The sequence below is a fragment of the Helicobacter monodelphidis genome, assembly GCF_003288845.1.
Lineage (GTDB): Bacteria > Campylobacterota > Campylobacteria > Campylobacterales > Helicobacteraceae > NHYN01.
In genome coordinates this window covers 83,412-97,299 of the sequence record NZ_NHYN01000002.1, presented here as the reverse complement: position 1 = coordinate 97,299, position 13,888 = coordinate 83,412, and the positions used below count along the sequence as shown (strand labels likewise).

The 13,888-nt window shown below is 36.3% G+C and carries 14 protein-coding genes and 1 tRNA gene; 9 read left to right on the top strand and 6 right to left on the bottom strand.

The genetic code is table 11. From position 1 onward, the window contains the following. Positions 1 to 130 precede the first annotated feature (130 nt). Positions 131 to 1,396 (top strand): 3-isopropylmalate dehydratase large subunit, encoded by a 1,266-nt coding sequence (locus CCZ01_RS01485; protein ID WP_112051465.1) that lies wholly within the window; start codon positions 131 to 133, stop codon positions 1,394 to 1,396. Between the two features lie 115 nt (positions 1,397 to 1,511). Here CCZ01_RS01485 and CCZ01_RS01480 read toward each other — a convergent pair whose 3' ends face one another. The 6 genes from CCZ01_RS01480 to CCZ01_RS01455 all read right to left on the bottom strand — a co-directional run bounded on the left by CCZ01_RS01480 (position 1,512) and on the right by CCZ01_RS01455 (position 7,351). Further along, on the bottom strand, positions 1,512 to 2,213 hold the full coding sequence (locus CCZ01_RS01480) for a di-trans,poly-cis-decaprenylcistransferase (protein ID WP_112051464.1): 702 nt from the start codon (positions 2,211 to 2,213) through the stop codon (positions 1,512 to 1,514). A 1-nt stretch (position 2,214) separates the two neighbouring features. After that, complete coding sequence (locus tag CCZ01_RS01475) at positions 2,215 to 2,985, bottom strand: hypothetical protein (RefSeq protein WP_112051463.1); 771 nt, start codon at positions 2,983 to 2,985, stop codon at positions 2,215 to 2,217. Then, a complete protein-coding gene (gene coaBC / locus CCZ01_RS01470) occupies positions 2,978 to 4,216 on the bottom strand; it encodes a bifunctional phosphopantothenoylcysteine decarboxylase/phosphopantothenate--cysteine ligase CoaBC (RefSeq protein WP_112051462.1) in 1,239 nt (412 codons plus the stop codon). Before coaBC ends, CCZ01_RS01475 begins: the two co-directional genes overlap by 8 nt. Continuing rightward, the gene (gene pseB / locus CCZ01_RS01465) at positions 4,216 to 5,211 is read right to left on the bottom strand and encodes a UDP-N-acetylglucosamine 4,6-dehydratase (inverting) (protein WP_112051461.1); all 996 of its coding nucleotides are present in this window, start codon (positions 5,209 to 5,211) and stop codon (positions 4,216 to 4,218) included. The genes coaBC and pseB overlap by 1 nt, the downstream gene beginning before the upstream one ends. A gap of 134 nt (positions 5,212 to 5,345) precedes the next feature. Beyond that, the gene (locus CCZ01_RS01460) at positions 5,346 to 6,992 is read right to left on the bottom strand and encodes a cation acetate symporter (protein WP_112051460.1); all 1,647 of its coding nucleotides are present in this window, start codon (positions 6,990 to 6,992) and stop codon (positions 5,346 to 5,348) included. Next, a complete protein-coding gene (locus tag CCZ01_RS01455) occupies positions 6,989 to 7,351 on the bottom strand; it encodes a DUF485 domain-containing protein (RefSeq protein WP_112051459.1) in 363 nt (120 codons plus the stop codon). Before CCZ01_RS01455 ends, CCZ01_RS01460 begins: the two co-directional genes overlap by 4 nt. A 310-nt stretch (positions 7,352 to 7,661) precedes the next feature. On the opposite strand from CCZ01_RS01455, the gene CCZ01_RS01450 reads away from it, so the two are divergent. The 8 genes from CCZ01_RS01450 to CCZ01_RS01415 all read left to right on the top strand — a co-directional run bounded on the left by CCZ01_RS01450 (position 7,662) and on the right by CCZ01_RS01415 (position 13,735). Then, positions 7,662 to 7,736, top strand: a tRNA-Asn gene (locus CCZ01_RS01450). 144 nt (positions 7,737 to 7,880) lie between these two features. Further along, positions 7,881 to 8,162 carry an Asp-tRNA(Asn)/Glu-tRNA(Gln) amidotransferase subunit GatC gene (gene gatC, locus CCZ01_RS01445; RefSeq protein WP_112051458.1) on the top strand — a complete coding sequence of 94 codons (282 nt, stop codon included), beginning with the start codon at positions 7,881 to 7,883 and terminating at the stop codon, positions 8,160 to 8,162. A gap of 2 nt (positions 8,163 to 8,164) precedes the next feature. Next, a complete protein-coding gene (gene ung / locus CCZ01_RS01440; protein ID WP_112051457.1) occupies positions 8,165 to 8,860 on the top strand; it encodes a uracil-DNA glycosylase in 696 nt (231 codons plus the stop codon). Positions 8,861 to 8,885: 25 nt separating this feature from the next. Further along, complete coding sequence (gene purM / locus CCZ01_RS01435; RefSeq protein ID WP_112051456.1) at positions 8,886 to 9,878, top strand: phosphoribosylformylglycinamidine cyclo-ligase; 993 nt, start codon at positions 8,886 to 8,888, stop codon at positions 9,876 to 9,878. Between the two features lie 28 nt (positions 9,879 to 9,906). Continuing rightward, positions 9,907 to 10,722, top strand: coding sequence for an SH3 domain-containing protein (locus CCZ01_RS01430; protein ID WP_112051455.1), 816 nt, complete (start codon positions 9,907 to 9,909; stop codon positions 10,720 to 10,722). Continuing rightward, positions 10,722 to 11,555, top strand: a complete 834-nt coding sequence (locus CCZ01_RS01425; protein WP_112051454.1) for a shikimate dehydrogenase — start codon at positions 10,722 to 10,724, stop codon at positions 11,553 to 11,555. Before CCZ01_RS01430 ends, CCZ01_RS01425 begins: the two co-directional genes overlap by 1 nt. Positions 11,556 to 11,573: 18 nt before the next feature. After that, positions 11,574 to 12,611 carry a GDP-mannose 4,6-dehydratase gene (gene gmd, locus CCZ01_RS01420; protein ID WP_112051453.1) on the top strand — a complete coding sequence of 346 codons (1,038 nt, stop codon included), beginning with the start codon at positions 11,574 to 11,576 and terminating at the stop codon, positions 12,609 to 12,611. Then, positions 12,608 to 13,735 carry a glycosyltransferase gene (locus tag CCZ01_RS01415; protein WP_112051452.1) on the top strand — a complete coding sequence of 376 codons (1,128 nt, stop codon included), beginning with the start codon at positions 12,608 to 12,610 and terminating at the stop codon, positions 13,733 to 13,735. The genes gmd and CCZ01_RS01415 overlap by 4 nt, the downstream gene beginning before the upstream one ends. Positions 13,736 to 13,888 lie beyond the last annotated feature (153 nt).

Sequence of the window (13,888 nt, the reverse complement as noted above, 5' to 3'; positions counted from 1 at the left end):
AGAAGCCTTTTGTTTAAAGTTTTAAGGGTTTTAGTAGATAAACTTCTAATATAATTTTAAATTGAGGGAATATTATTGTTTAGTATTGTACTTCTATGGTAAAATCTCACTTATTTATTGGAGGTGAGAAATGCAACAGACTTTAACGGAGAAAATTTTTTCAGATCACGTGGGCAAGGAAGTTTTTGCGGGGGAAATGGTGCAATCTTCCATTGATATGGTGATTGGAAATGATATTACAACACCTATTTCTATTAAAGCTTTTAGGGAAAGTGGTGCAAAAACTCTTGCAAATCCGAATGGTTTTTGTATTGTTCTTGACCATTTTATTCCCGCAAAAGATATTGCATCTGCAAATCAAGCAAAGATTAGTCGAGATTTTGCAAAAGAACATCATTTAAAATATTTTTTTGATGAAAAGGATATGGGGATTGAACATGCTTTACTTCCTGAAAAAGGTATTGTTGTAAGTGGTGATGTCATTATTGGTGCGGATTCTCATACCTGTACACATGGTGCTTTAGGTGCTTTTAGCACAGGTATGGGTAGCACGGATATTGCGTATGCGATGATAACGGGTAAAAATTGGTTTAAAGTGCCAGAGTCTATTTTGGTAGAATTTATGGGTAAACCCGCAGAACACATTTATGGCAAGGATTTGATTTTAGAGGTGATTCGTCAGATTGGCGTTGATGGGGCGTTGTATAAAGCATTAGAGTTTAGCGGGGAGGCAATTGCACATTTAAGTATGGATGATAGATTTAGCCTTTGTAATATGGCTGTTGAAGCCGGTGCAAAAAATGGTATTATTGCAGTAGATTCTACCACGCGGGAGTTTTTGAGTGAGCGTCCAAGCCTGCGTTCTAAGCCTAAAGAATTTCAAAGCGACGAAAATGCAAAGTATATTCAAAAAATCCAAATTGATGTTAGTCGTTTAAGTCCAGTTGTCGCATATCCTTTTTTGCCAAGCAATGGAAAGAGTGTTGAACAAGCGGTGAAAGATTCTTTGAAAATTGATCAAGCATTTATTGGGAGCTGTACGAATGGACGCTTGAGTGATTTAAAAATTGCTAGTGAAATTCTTAAGGGTAAAAAAGTACATAAAGATGTGCGTCTGATTGTAACTCCAGGAACACAGAAAATTTACAAAGATGCACATTCTTTAGGATATATTGATATTTTACTCGAGGCAGGGGCATTAATTTCAAATCCAACTTGTGGTGCTTGTCTTGGTGGGTATATGGGTATTTTGGGTGATAATGAACGTTGTGTCTCTACAACAAATCGTAATTTTATCGGTAGAATGGGTGCAAGAAGTTCTGAAGTCTATCTTGCAAATTCCGCAGTTGTTGCAATGAGTGCTTTGGAAGGGAGAATTGCCGACCCAAGAAAATAAATTTGAAGTAGCTCTACCCCTTTTGTTCGAGGGGGTAGGCTGAACAATAATTTGCATTTTTAGTTTTGGTTATTTTTATTGGTGTATTTTCATATATGGGTATTTGAGGTTAGTGTTATTCTTGAATCTTCCCAAAGCGTCTATCTCTTTGCTTAAATTCTTCAAAAAAACAAGCGAGTTCTTCCACTTTAAAATCAGGCCAGAGTGTATCGCTAAAAAATAATTCTGCATAATGGCTTTGCCATAGCAGAAAGTTTGATATACGTTTTTCTCCACCAGTGCGTATGAGCATATCAACATCAGGAATGCCATTTGTGTCCATCGCTTGACCGAAATCCTCTATTGTTAAAGAGTGTGGATTTTGTATGTTGTGTGGATTATGGAGAATCTTCTTGCAAGCACGTAAAATTTCATCACGGCTACCATAATTTAAGGCAAGAATCTGCATAAGATTCTTGCCCCCAGCACTAATTGCTTCTAATTCTGCTATCTCTTTTTTTAAAGTTTTGCGAAAAGGTTCTAAATTCCCAATAACTTTGAATGCAATTTGATGCGTAAGATAGGTTTCGCGTTCTTTGCGCAAATAATCTTTGAGAAGTTTCATTAAAAAATCAACCTCTAGTTTTGGGCGATTCCAGTTTTCTGTTGAGAATCCATAAATACTGAGATATTCCACCTCACTTTCCGCACAAAAACGCGTAATATCGTGTAATGTCTCTGCTCCCACACGATGCCCATCGCTACGTTTAAGATTCCTTTGTTTTGCCCATCGCCCATTTCCGTCCATAATAATCGCAACATGTCGTATTTGATTCATCTTAGCCCTTCATATCTAGCAAGGAACTATGGCTTTCTTTGAAGTCATAAAGAGGTTCAATGTGTTTATCGATGGTAATTGAAAAATTTTGAATTCCTTTTAAGAATTCTTTATTTGCTTCGAGTAATGCTGCTGAAGTAGGGAATGTAACTCTAAGTGCAAGGTTTACATTTTTGCCATCACTAGTGAGTTTTCCTCCTACTGCACCCAAATTAGGAAAAACAGCATAAAATTCTAATTCATGGTACTGACCCGCTTTTTTCTTGCGCATTTGTAACATTGCCTCACGTTCTTCTATGTTTAGGGGAAGTGTTAAAACGCGATTATGCATAGAAAGTAGCATTTGCATATAAAAGTTGAAATCCGCTTTATTTTCAGCTAAAACAGCCCTCTCTAATAGCTGATTTTTTAAATTATCCCATGGGTTTGTTTTGGCATCTTTGAATAATTCCTTGAGTTCTTCGCCACTTAGACGCATAGGTGCATTGGCGAGGTGGGCTAGAATTTTTGGTTGTGGAGTTAGTTGAGAAAGTGCAATTAAGCCATCACTACCGCGTCCCATTTGCGCCCAATATTTTGCCCCTATAACCAATTCTGTGAGACTTTTTGTTTGCATTGTGGTGTTTCCTAATCTAAGCATATAACGCGTTGGACTTAGTTTTTCCATGACTTCTAAAGAAATAGGAATGGTATTGTTAAATTGTTTTGGTGTATTGTTTGTAGTTGACATTTTGTTTGAAACTTCTGCACCTTGTGTAACCTGATTAATCATGATTATTCTCCAATAAAGCACTATACTTAAGAATGTTTAAGCTAATTTCTAATTTAGAACCTTGCAAAGATTCTTCAAAATAATGTGTGATAAAATGAATTTGACTGGAATCGTTTCCAAAAGGTGAAGATTCGAGCGTATTTAAGCATATTGCATCAATTTTTTTTGTTTGTAAAGCTTTTTTTGCACGGATAAGAGCATTTTGGCTTTCTTCTAGTTTGAATCCGATAGTATGCAATCGTGTTTTATCAATAGACGCAAGAATATCGGTATTTTGCGTAAATTCGAGTTGCCAATTTTGTCCCAAATTTTCTTTTTTAAGTTTTCCTTTTTGAATATCCTTCGGGGAATAATCACTAATGGCTGCCGCCATAAATAGATATGGGACTTTGGTAGTTGTTTTTCTTTGGGTAATCCACTCTTGCAAAGCATTTTGGAAATCTTTTGCACTATTGAGATGTTGGATTTGAATTTGTGTGCTAAGCGGAAGGTTGAAGAGTAGAGGGTAGGGGAAGAATTTTGATGCCAGTAAGGTTACATTTGCACCTCTTAAGTACGCACTTAAGGCTAAATTCTGTGCCATTTTTCCACTAGAAAAATTACTGATATAACGTACAGAATCGATACATTCAATACTACCCCCACCAGTGATGACAACTTCTCTATTTTCCCAGAACTCTTCTTTGAGTAGCATTCGTGCGGTTTGTAAAACAATTTCATAAGGCTCTTGTAATGCTCCAATCCCAGTATCTTGACAAGCTAATTCTTTACAAATAGGTGAAATAATATGCGTATTTCTTTGTATGAGTTTTTGCAATGATTCTTGAGTGGAAGTATCTAAAAACATTGTTGTGTTGGCGGCGGGTGCAACTACTTTTTGCCCTTTGAATGCAATAGCAGTTTGGAGTAATAAATTATCCGCAATCCCTGCTGCTAGCTTGTTGATTGTGTTAACGCTTGCAGGTGCAATAAGAAGAATTTCTCCCCACTTAGCAAGAGAAATATGATTAAGTTTATTTGCCTCCCACGATTCAGAGTCGCATTCTAGTACTTGAGAATGACTTAGGGCTTCAAAAAGGAGTGGTGTAAGAAACTTTTTACTTTCATTGCTCATCACGACTTTAATCTCTGCTCCAAGCTTTTTGAATAGCTGTAAAATTTCCAAACTTTTATAGATGGAGATACTTGCACTAACGCCTAAAATAATTCTTCTTCCCTGCAATAGCTGCATTAGAATTGCTCACTCATACAAATAATTTCTTCTTTGCTTAGCCATTGTGTATTTGTTAGAGAGTCATATTCAAAACCAATTTCTACTGCTTTTCCTTTTTCTCCATTTGCTGTAACTGCGTAATTAATGGGAGTTTGAAAATTGATTGTGGGTTTGATGATAAAGAATTCACTAAATTCAAGACTTAAATGTGAATCGTCTTTTGGCACCATTACTTCATGGAGTTTTTCGCCGGGGCGAATACCAATAATTTTGCGTGGAATATTTGGTGCAAGGGCATTTGCAAGATCAACAATCTTCATGGAAGGGATTTTAGGGATAAAAATTTCTCCGCCCTGCATCCGCTCCAAATTTTTGAAAACAAATTCAACGCCTTGTTCTAGAGTAATCCAAAAACGTGTCATTCTTTCATCAGTAATAGGAATCTCTTTTGCACCATTTTTGATTAATTGTTTAAAAAAAGGCACAACACTTCCCCTAGAACCTACAACATTTCCATAACGTACAACACTGAATTGCGTTGTTTTACTTCCTTTCATATTGTTAGCTGCTACAAAAAGTTTATCGCTAGCTAGTTTTGTTGCACCATACAAATTGATGGGATTTGCTGCTTTGTCTGTTGAAAGTGCGATGACTTTTTGTACTCCATTTTGCAAACACGCATCAATAACATTTTGTGCACCGTGAATATTTGTTTTAATGCATTCTGTGGGGTTGTATTCTGCGATAGGGACATGTTTTAAAGCAGCAGCATGGATGCAAATATCCACACCATTAAGAGCTTGAATTAATCGTTCTCTATCCCGCACATCACCAATAAAAAAACGCATTCTTGAATCGGTAAAATATTGAGACATTTCGTATTGTTTTAATTCATCGCGTGAAAAAACAATTACTTTTTTAGGGTTTGCAATTTGAAAAAGTTGAGTAATGAATTTTTTACCAAAACTGCCCGTCCCCCCAGTGACAAGTACAACTTTATTATCAAGTAACATTCTATCTCCTTGTTTAAATAATGAATTATATCTTAATTATGAAAATGCTAGGTGATTTGAGGTTGAAAAATGAAACAAAGAGGGATTAAAACTTTTTTCTTTTGTTTCATTTTTCTCATAGTGAGGAAACTAAATTAATGATCGACAGCTTCGCTAATACCAATACCGCTTTGTGCCCTGAAATCTTGTGCTACAAAACCTTTCTTATCTATTTCTGCACGTTTCCCTGTGTCTGTAATGGAGAATAGCCAAATTAAGATAAAAGTCAATGGAATTGTAAATAATGCTGGATGGTCATACGGAAAAATAGCTGATTCAAATCCAAAGCTTTTCACCCAAATACTAGGGCTTAGAATCACAAGCATAAGCACAACGACAAGTCCACACAATCCACCAATGAATGCTCCCCTTGTGGTAAGGTTTTTCCAATAAATACAAAGCAAGAGAATAGGAAAATTCACGCTTGCAGCAATGGCAAACGCTAATCCAACCGTAAATGCGACATTTTGTTTTTCAAAGATAATTCCAAGTATAATTGCAAGGATACCTAATGCGATTGTAGAACCTCTTGTTACCTTCATTTCAAGATCATGGTCGCAATTTCCATTTTTAATGACATTTACAAACAAATCATGACTAATTGCACCCGCTCCTGAAATAGCCAACCCAGAAACAACCGCAAGAATTGTTGCAAAAGCGACAGCAGAGATAAACCCTAAGAATACATTACCGCCAATAGCTTCTGCAAGAATGATAGCGACCATATTTGCTCCACCCTTAAGTGTGCCATCTGCATTTGTAAATTCTGGATTTCCAAGTAAAAGGACAATCGCACCAAAGCCGATAATAAAAGTTAGGATATAAAAATAGCCGATAAGTCCTGTTGCATAAAATACAGATTTTCTTGCCTCTTTTGCATCTTTTACTGTAAAAAAACGCATAAGAATATGGGGAAGTCCGGCTGTTCCAAACATTAATGCAAGCCCTAAAGATAATGCAGAAATGGGGTCTTTTACAAAGCTGCCGGGCGACATAATTCCTTTTCCTTCTTGATGGTGTTCGATAGCTTGATTAAAAAAATAAGTTAAATCAAATTTTGTAAGATATAGAATCATAAATGCCATAAAACTTGCACCAGCAAGGAGTAAAATAGCTTTGATAATTTGAACCCAGGTTGTAGCATGCATTCCGCCAAACACAACATAACAAATCATCAAAATGCCAACTAAGATAACGGCAATCATATAGTCGAGTCCAAAAAGTACCTGAATAAGTTGCCCAGCACCTACCATTTGTGCGATAAGATAAAAAACAATTACAGATAATGCACTCATAGCAGAGAGTGTGCGCAAAGGTTTGGCGTTCAAGCGATAAGCGGTAATATCTGCAAAGGTAAATTTTCCTAAATTACGGAATTTTTCTGCAATGAGAAATAAGATGATTGGCCAACCAACAAGAAAGCCGATAGAATAGATTAAACCATCAAAGCCATTACTGAAAACAAGAGCGGTAATACCAAGAAAACTTGCAGCACTCATATAATCTCCAGCGATGGCTGTTCCATTTTGAAGTCCTGTAATGCTTCCCCCAGCCGTATAGAATCCAGAGGCTGATTTAGATTTTTGATTAGAATAGTAGGTAATAAGAAGTGTTCCTACAACAAACGCTAGAAACATTCCAATTGCAACAACATTCACTTCACTTTTTTCTGCTCCGCTGACATCGATGGGTGCACCCAAAGAAAGTATAGATAATGCAAGCAAGGTAATAAGAATCTTCATGATGTCCCCTTTGTAATTTTATCAGCAACTCCGCTTTTTTGTAATTCCTCAACAATTTGTGCTTGGTCGCGGTCAAAGTAGGTATTCGCAACAAAAGTATAAATACCCGTGATAATAATTGAGGTTACAATAATGGTTAGTCCCGCTAGAATGCCGAGTGTTACAACGCTAGGCCCAATAGGGTAGCCCAAAACTTCTGGAAACCAGCCTACACCGATAATAAAGGCATAATAGCACGCAAGAACAATAATGGACAAAATAACAGAAAATTTATTACGAAATTGAATAAACTTTTGGTATTTGTCATATGCTTTGGCTTGTTCTTCTGTGAAGCCAAGTTCATCTTGGATACGACTCATTTTTCCTCCTTAAGGTAAATTATGACTATAATGTAGCATATAATTTTAAAGAGTTTTCAAAATATCCTCAAATAATAACGCGAATAAAGGAAAAAAATTATTAAAGTGTAGTAAATAGTAACACTTTAATCTTTTTAGAGTGCTTTAATATGCGATAAGATTTGATTATTTAAAGTTGTGAGGGCGATAAGAATTTTGCAAAAACTTTAAATCACCCCTTGACTTTTTTAAAAAAAAAGTATATGATTCTGACTCTTTTAGTTTCTTTGGTTCCTAGAGAAGGACGAATGTTTTTGATTGGAATCCTTATTCCGGATTAGCTCAGCGGTAGAGTAGGTGGCTGTTAACCACTTGGTCGCAGGTCCGAATCCTGCATCCGGAGCCATCTTAAGTTCACTTATATTTTTTATTACTTCTTAAAATATATCAAAAGTTACTGGAGTGTCGCTGATTTTGTTGTCGATTTTTTAAGAGATTTTTTGGTTAAAATAAGCCATAATACGCTTTAGTTTCCAATGTAGGAGAGTAAATGCAAATCACAGATGATTTATTACAAAAATTAGAAAAACTTGCGATGATTCGCATTAGTGACGATAAAAAAGAGGACATTAAACAAGAGTTGGGCGAGATTGTCAATTTTGTTGCAAATCTTAATCGTGTTCCTACTCAAGATATAGACGTACGCTCTGTGTTATCAACGCCGTTACGACAAGATATTCCCTCTTTAGATGAATCTGTTGCACAAAGCGTCTTAAAGCATGCACCAAAAAGTGAGGATTGTTATTTTATTGTACCTAAAATTATTGGTTAAATATTGTGGTTGATTTAGAACGTATCCAGATTGAACCTGAATGGAAAGAAGCATTAAAAGATGAATTTTTAAAGCCTTATTTTTCAGAGTTGAGGGAGAGGTATATTATTGCACGTAGAGATGCGAAAATGCGTGCAAAAGAAGTATTCCCTCCTCCTTCTTTATTATTTAATGCATTTAATTCAACGCCTTTTAGTCGAGTACGTGTTGTAATTTTAGGGCAAGATCCTTATCATAATAGAGGTGAAGCAATGGGACTCTGTTTTTCTGTTCCACCTCATGTTAGGATTCCTCCTTCTTTAAAAAATATCTTTAGAGAATTGGAGCGATCTTTAGGGATAAAACCTCCAAGCAATGGCGATTTGAGCCGTTGGTGTCAAGAGGGAGTTTTTTTGCTAAACTCTATTTTAAGTGTTGAGGAAGGAAAGGCGGGTTCACATAGGAATTTAGGGTGGCAATTTTTTAGTGATGCGGCTATTACCTTACTCTCTGAAAAAAGGGAAAATCTCTTTTTTTTGTTGTGGGGTAACTACGCGAAAGAAAAAAAGAATCTGATTGATACGACAAAGCATATTGTGCTAGAATCACCTCACCCATCACCACTGGCTGGAAATCGTTTTGTTGGAAATAATCATTTTTTTGAAGTAAACGACATATTGCGACGCAGAGGGGAGAAAGAAATTCAGTGGCGTTTATAAAATTTTAAGGTGGATTATTTAAATTATGAAAGAATTAATCAGTTATGCACAAGCGGGTGTAAATATTGCGGAGGGGAATCGGCTTGTTGAAAAGATTAAACCCTTAGCAAAGAGTACCGCTATTAGTGGAGTATTAGGAGGGATTGGTTGTTTTGCTGGTGCGTTTGAGATACCGCAAGGTTATCGGCAGCCTGTTTTGTTTGCTGCAACAGATGGCGTCGGGACAAAACTTAAGTTAGCCATTGAGCATCAATCTCTTAAAAGTGTTGGGATTGACCTTGTTGCAATGTGCGTGAATGATCTCATCTGTAATTTTGCAACACCTCTATTTTTTTTGGATTATTATGCAACTGGTGCTTTAAATGTGGAAGAAGCAACAGGAGTGATTGAGGGTATTGCTAAGGGTTGTATTGAAGCTGAATGTGCGTTAATTGGCGGGGAAACAGCAGAGATGCCCGGAATGTATCAAAATAATGATTTTGATTTGGCTGGTTTTAGTGTGGGTATTGCCGAAAAACAAGATTTAGATAAAGAGAAGATTAAATGTGGGGATATTCTTGTTGGGATACCTAGCAGTGGTTTACATTCCAATGGATATTCATTAGTGAGAAAGATTATTCAAACAAGGCAGTTAGATTTACAACAAAATTTTAATGGTAAAACTTTGCTTGAAACATTTTTAGAGCCGACACGCATTTATGTAAAACTTTTTAAGGAAATTAAAAATGATATTTCAGCCTTAGCTCATATAACAGGAGGAGGAATTATTGAAAATCTTCCACGTATTCTTTTGGATGGACAATGTGCAATTATTGAGAAAAAAGCCATACCGACTCAGCCTATTTTTGAATTACTAAGGGAAAATGTTGCTGAAGAAGAGGCTTATAAAACCTTTAATATGGGTGTTGGAATGATTTTAGCTATAGACAAACAAAAGGCAGAAAAAGTTGCCTCTTTAAGTGGAGGCGTTATTTTAGGCGAAGTCAAATCTGGCTTAAAAGGAGTTCATTTGACTTAGAGTTCAACAAGGAGCAAGGGAGGCAAAAATGCAAGAAGTTGAATTAAATTCTATACAAAGGAATATACGCAAATTTGTATTGCTTTTTCGGGTGTATTCTATTCCACTGTTGGTGCTTTTTTTGGGATTTGGCATCTACTATATGGTTTTCGAGTTAACACATTATTTAAAAAAAGAAGAAGTAATATTAGTAACGAATAGTGAAATTAAGAAGTATGAAGATGGTGTTGTTCGCATCGTTTCAGACAATGCGACAACAAATCCGCCACGTGCAGAGGAATTACCAAGTATGCAATCTAGTCCACTTGCAGTAACACCACAAGCACCGAACTTGGATATCATAGAAAGTGGCCCTGCTGTTGCACAAGTTGCTACAGAACATGATGGTCAAACACAAAGTATAGATTCTAACTCTAAAGTAGAACCTATAATGTATGTTGTGCAAGTAAATTCTTTAAATGTGCGTCAGGAACCAACAAGATCTGCAATGGTGGTGGCAAGTAAGAGTCGTGACACGGTGCTTTCTGCTCTTGAAAAAGTTGATGGTTGGATACGCATTGAAGAAGGGTGGGTTTCTCAACAATATGTTAAACCTATTCAAAAGCAAGAATCCTTAGCTAATTTAGCCGAGACTAATACAAGTAGTGCTAACATAGAAGGAGTTGTTTATGTCGTCGGTATTGCGGTGATGAATATTCGAGAGAAGCCCTCAATCCATTCTCCTATCACAGTTAAGAAAAAGAGGGGAGAAGAGTTGGTTGCTTTAGCAGAAGTTGATTATTGGATTCTTACTGCTGAAGGTTGGGCGTATAAACCGCTTTTGAAAGTAAAAGGAGAATCGTGATGAATTATTTTGCTGTCTTTGGTCGTCCTATAGCCCATTCTCAATCACCTTTAATTTACAATACTTTATTTGCTAGATTGGGCTTAAGTGGTCGTTATTCCTCTTATCTTTTAGAAGAAAATGCTTCTGTTGTTGAAGTGTTTTTGCGTCTTGGGTTGACGGGGGCAAATGTAACATTGCCATTTAAAGAATCCGTATTGTCTGAATGTGATGAAGTAAGGGGTGTGGCAAAAGAGATTGGTAGCGTGAACACCATTGTTAAGGAGGGAGATAAAATTATTGGTTACAATAGTGATGCAGAAGGATTTTATCGTACACTAAACAAGAGAATCTCTCCTAAGAATGCGCTTTTGATTGGAGCTGGAGGCAGTGCAAAAGCTATTGCTTTTATTCTTGCACAACATAATATTCCTTTAACGATTGTGAATCGCAGTGTTTCTAAGTTGGAACGGTTCAAAACGCAGGGATTTTCTGTTTGTTTGAGTGACGATTTTAATCCTGTTGAGAAATACGACTTAGTTATTAATGCAACTTCAGCAGGTTTGCAAGATGATAATCTTCCTTTGAGCAGTGAACAAATTGCAGCTATTTTTAAGAATATGCAGGGCAGTCAAGATGTTCTTGTTTATGAGATTATTTATGGACGTACGACACCTTTTTTAGCTTTAGCAAAAAATTTACAGATTCCTTCTGTGGAAGGATTTGAAATGTTGATGATGCAGGCTGCATTGAGTGCGACACATTTTCTTAAGGCAATGAATGTCTATAAAGATATTGGAAGTGTTCCTGATAAAGATAAATGTTTTGAAATTATATCTTCAGCTTTGGAATAGTATAAGTAAGGAGAGTGGGTGCTAAAAAAGGCGATAGTGACAGGTATTACAGGGCAAGATGGTGCGTATTTGGCAACCTTATTATTACAGAAAGGTTATGAAGTCTATGGAACTTATCGCCGTACTTCAACATTAAATCTATGGCGTATTCGAGAATTAGGCATTTTAGGAAATCCACATTTGCATCTACTTGAATGTGATTTAACGGATTTTGGTAATATCTTACGGGTTGTGCAGGAAGTAGAACCTCAAGAAATCTATAATCTTGCAGCACAGAGTTTTGTGGGTGTATCTTTTGAACAACCCATCACAACAACGCAAATTACAGGATTAGGTGTTACTCATCTCTTAGAAGCTATTCGTATGACAAATACAGAAATTCGTTTTTACCAAGCTTCAACTTCAGAAATGTTTGGTATTCCTGCTTATTGCCCACAAACAGAAAATACCCCATTTTGTCCGCGTAGTCCTTATGGAATTGCTAAACTTTATGCTCATTGGATGACAATTAACTATCGCGATAGCTATAATATTTTTGCAGTCAGTGGAATTTTATTTAACCATGAATCGCCTTTAAGGGGGTTGGAATTTGTTACACGAAAAATTAGCCACAATGTTGCATTGATTAGTTTGGGGCTATTAGATAGATTAGAATTAGGAAATCTTGATGCACAACGAGATTGGGGGTATGCGAAGGAATATGTTGAGGGAATGTGGAGAATGCTTCAAGCAGATATTCCTGAAACTTTTATTCTTTCAACAGGCTGTTCTGCTAGTGTGCGTCAGTTTGCCCAACTGGCCTTTAGCGTTGTTGGAATTGATTTGCATTGGGAGGGGAGCGGTGTGAATGAAGTGGGCGTTGATAAGGATGGTAGGATTCTTGTATCCGTAAATCCAAAATTTTACCGCCCTTCTGAAGTGAGCTATCTTGTTGGGGATTCTTCAAAGGCAGCAAAACTCTTGGGTTGGGATCCACAATGTAGTTTAGAAAAATTATGCACAATGATGGTTGAATCTGATTTGAATAGATGTAAAACTAAAAATTTTTTTCCATGAAAGTTTTACATTTTGGAAAATTTTATCCACCCCACTATGGAGGTATAGAGCAAGTTATCAAAAACTATGTGGAGGGTTTGAATGCAATAGGTGTTCAAGCGGATGTTTTGTGTGTGAATGATTTTTCTTATTCTAGTGTTGAGTCATTTTCCTATGCTGGAGTTAAGGTAGATTCGCGTCCATTATATACTGTTTATCGTATGGCAAATTTGGGTTTACTTGCTTCAGCACCCATCGCACCAATGTTAATTTGGAAGCTCAAACAGATTGCTCATCGGTATGATATTATCCATATCCATCACCCAGATCCTTTTGCTGCTTTAGCTTTATTTCTTGTTCAGCCCAAATGTAAGGTGGTTTTGCATTGGCATAGCGATATTGTTCGCCAAAAATACCTTTTAAAACTATACCACCCTCTGCTTTTATGGCTTATTCGACGTGCAAACTTGATTCTTGGTGCGACAAAAAACCATATTCAAAAATCTGATTATACTGCTTTTTTTGGGGATAAAGCTGTTATTCTTCCTTTTATTATCCCACCATTAAAAGTTCCTTTAAATCCTGTTTCAACAAAGATGAATCCGCACCAATTCAATATTTTTGCACTAGGGCGATTGGTCCATTATAAAGGTTTTAAATATTTAATAGAATCGGCTCTACATTTAGGTGTGGATTATGCAATTTATATTGGTGGTCAAGGGAAACTTGAATTTGAGTTGTCAAAACAAATTCAAGATTTAAATCTACAAAAGCGGGTTTTTTTGTTGGGTGGGTTAAGTGAGGAAGAAGTGTTTAGTTATTATCAAGAGTGTGATGTGTTTGCACTTCCTTCCATTCTTCGTACTGAAATGTTTGGAGTTGTACAGGTTGAAGCAATGAGTTTTAAAAAACCGATTGTCTCAACACAAATTTTACATTCTGGCGTAAGTGAGGTAAATGTGCATGGGCAAAGTGGTTTGATTGTACCTGTGTGCGATTCTTTAGCCCTTGCAAAAGCTTTTACGCAACTGAAAGAAGATACTAAGCTTTATCACCGATTGAGTATGGGAGCCTACGCAAGAAGTCAAAATTTTAATCAACAAGAAATTATTCAAAATCTTCTTAATTTGTATAAAAGCTTATAATCTACTAAACTCCTTGATGATTGTTGAACTTTTTAAATTCATTATCTTCTTGCTTATTCAATGGATTCTATGTTTTTTTGCAAAAAATCTGTTTGAGATTGATATGAAAATACTCCACGTTTTAAATAAAGCTAATGCAAAATACTAAAATTA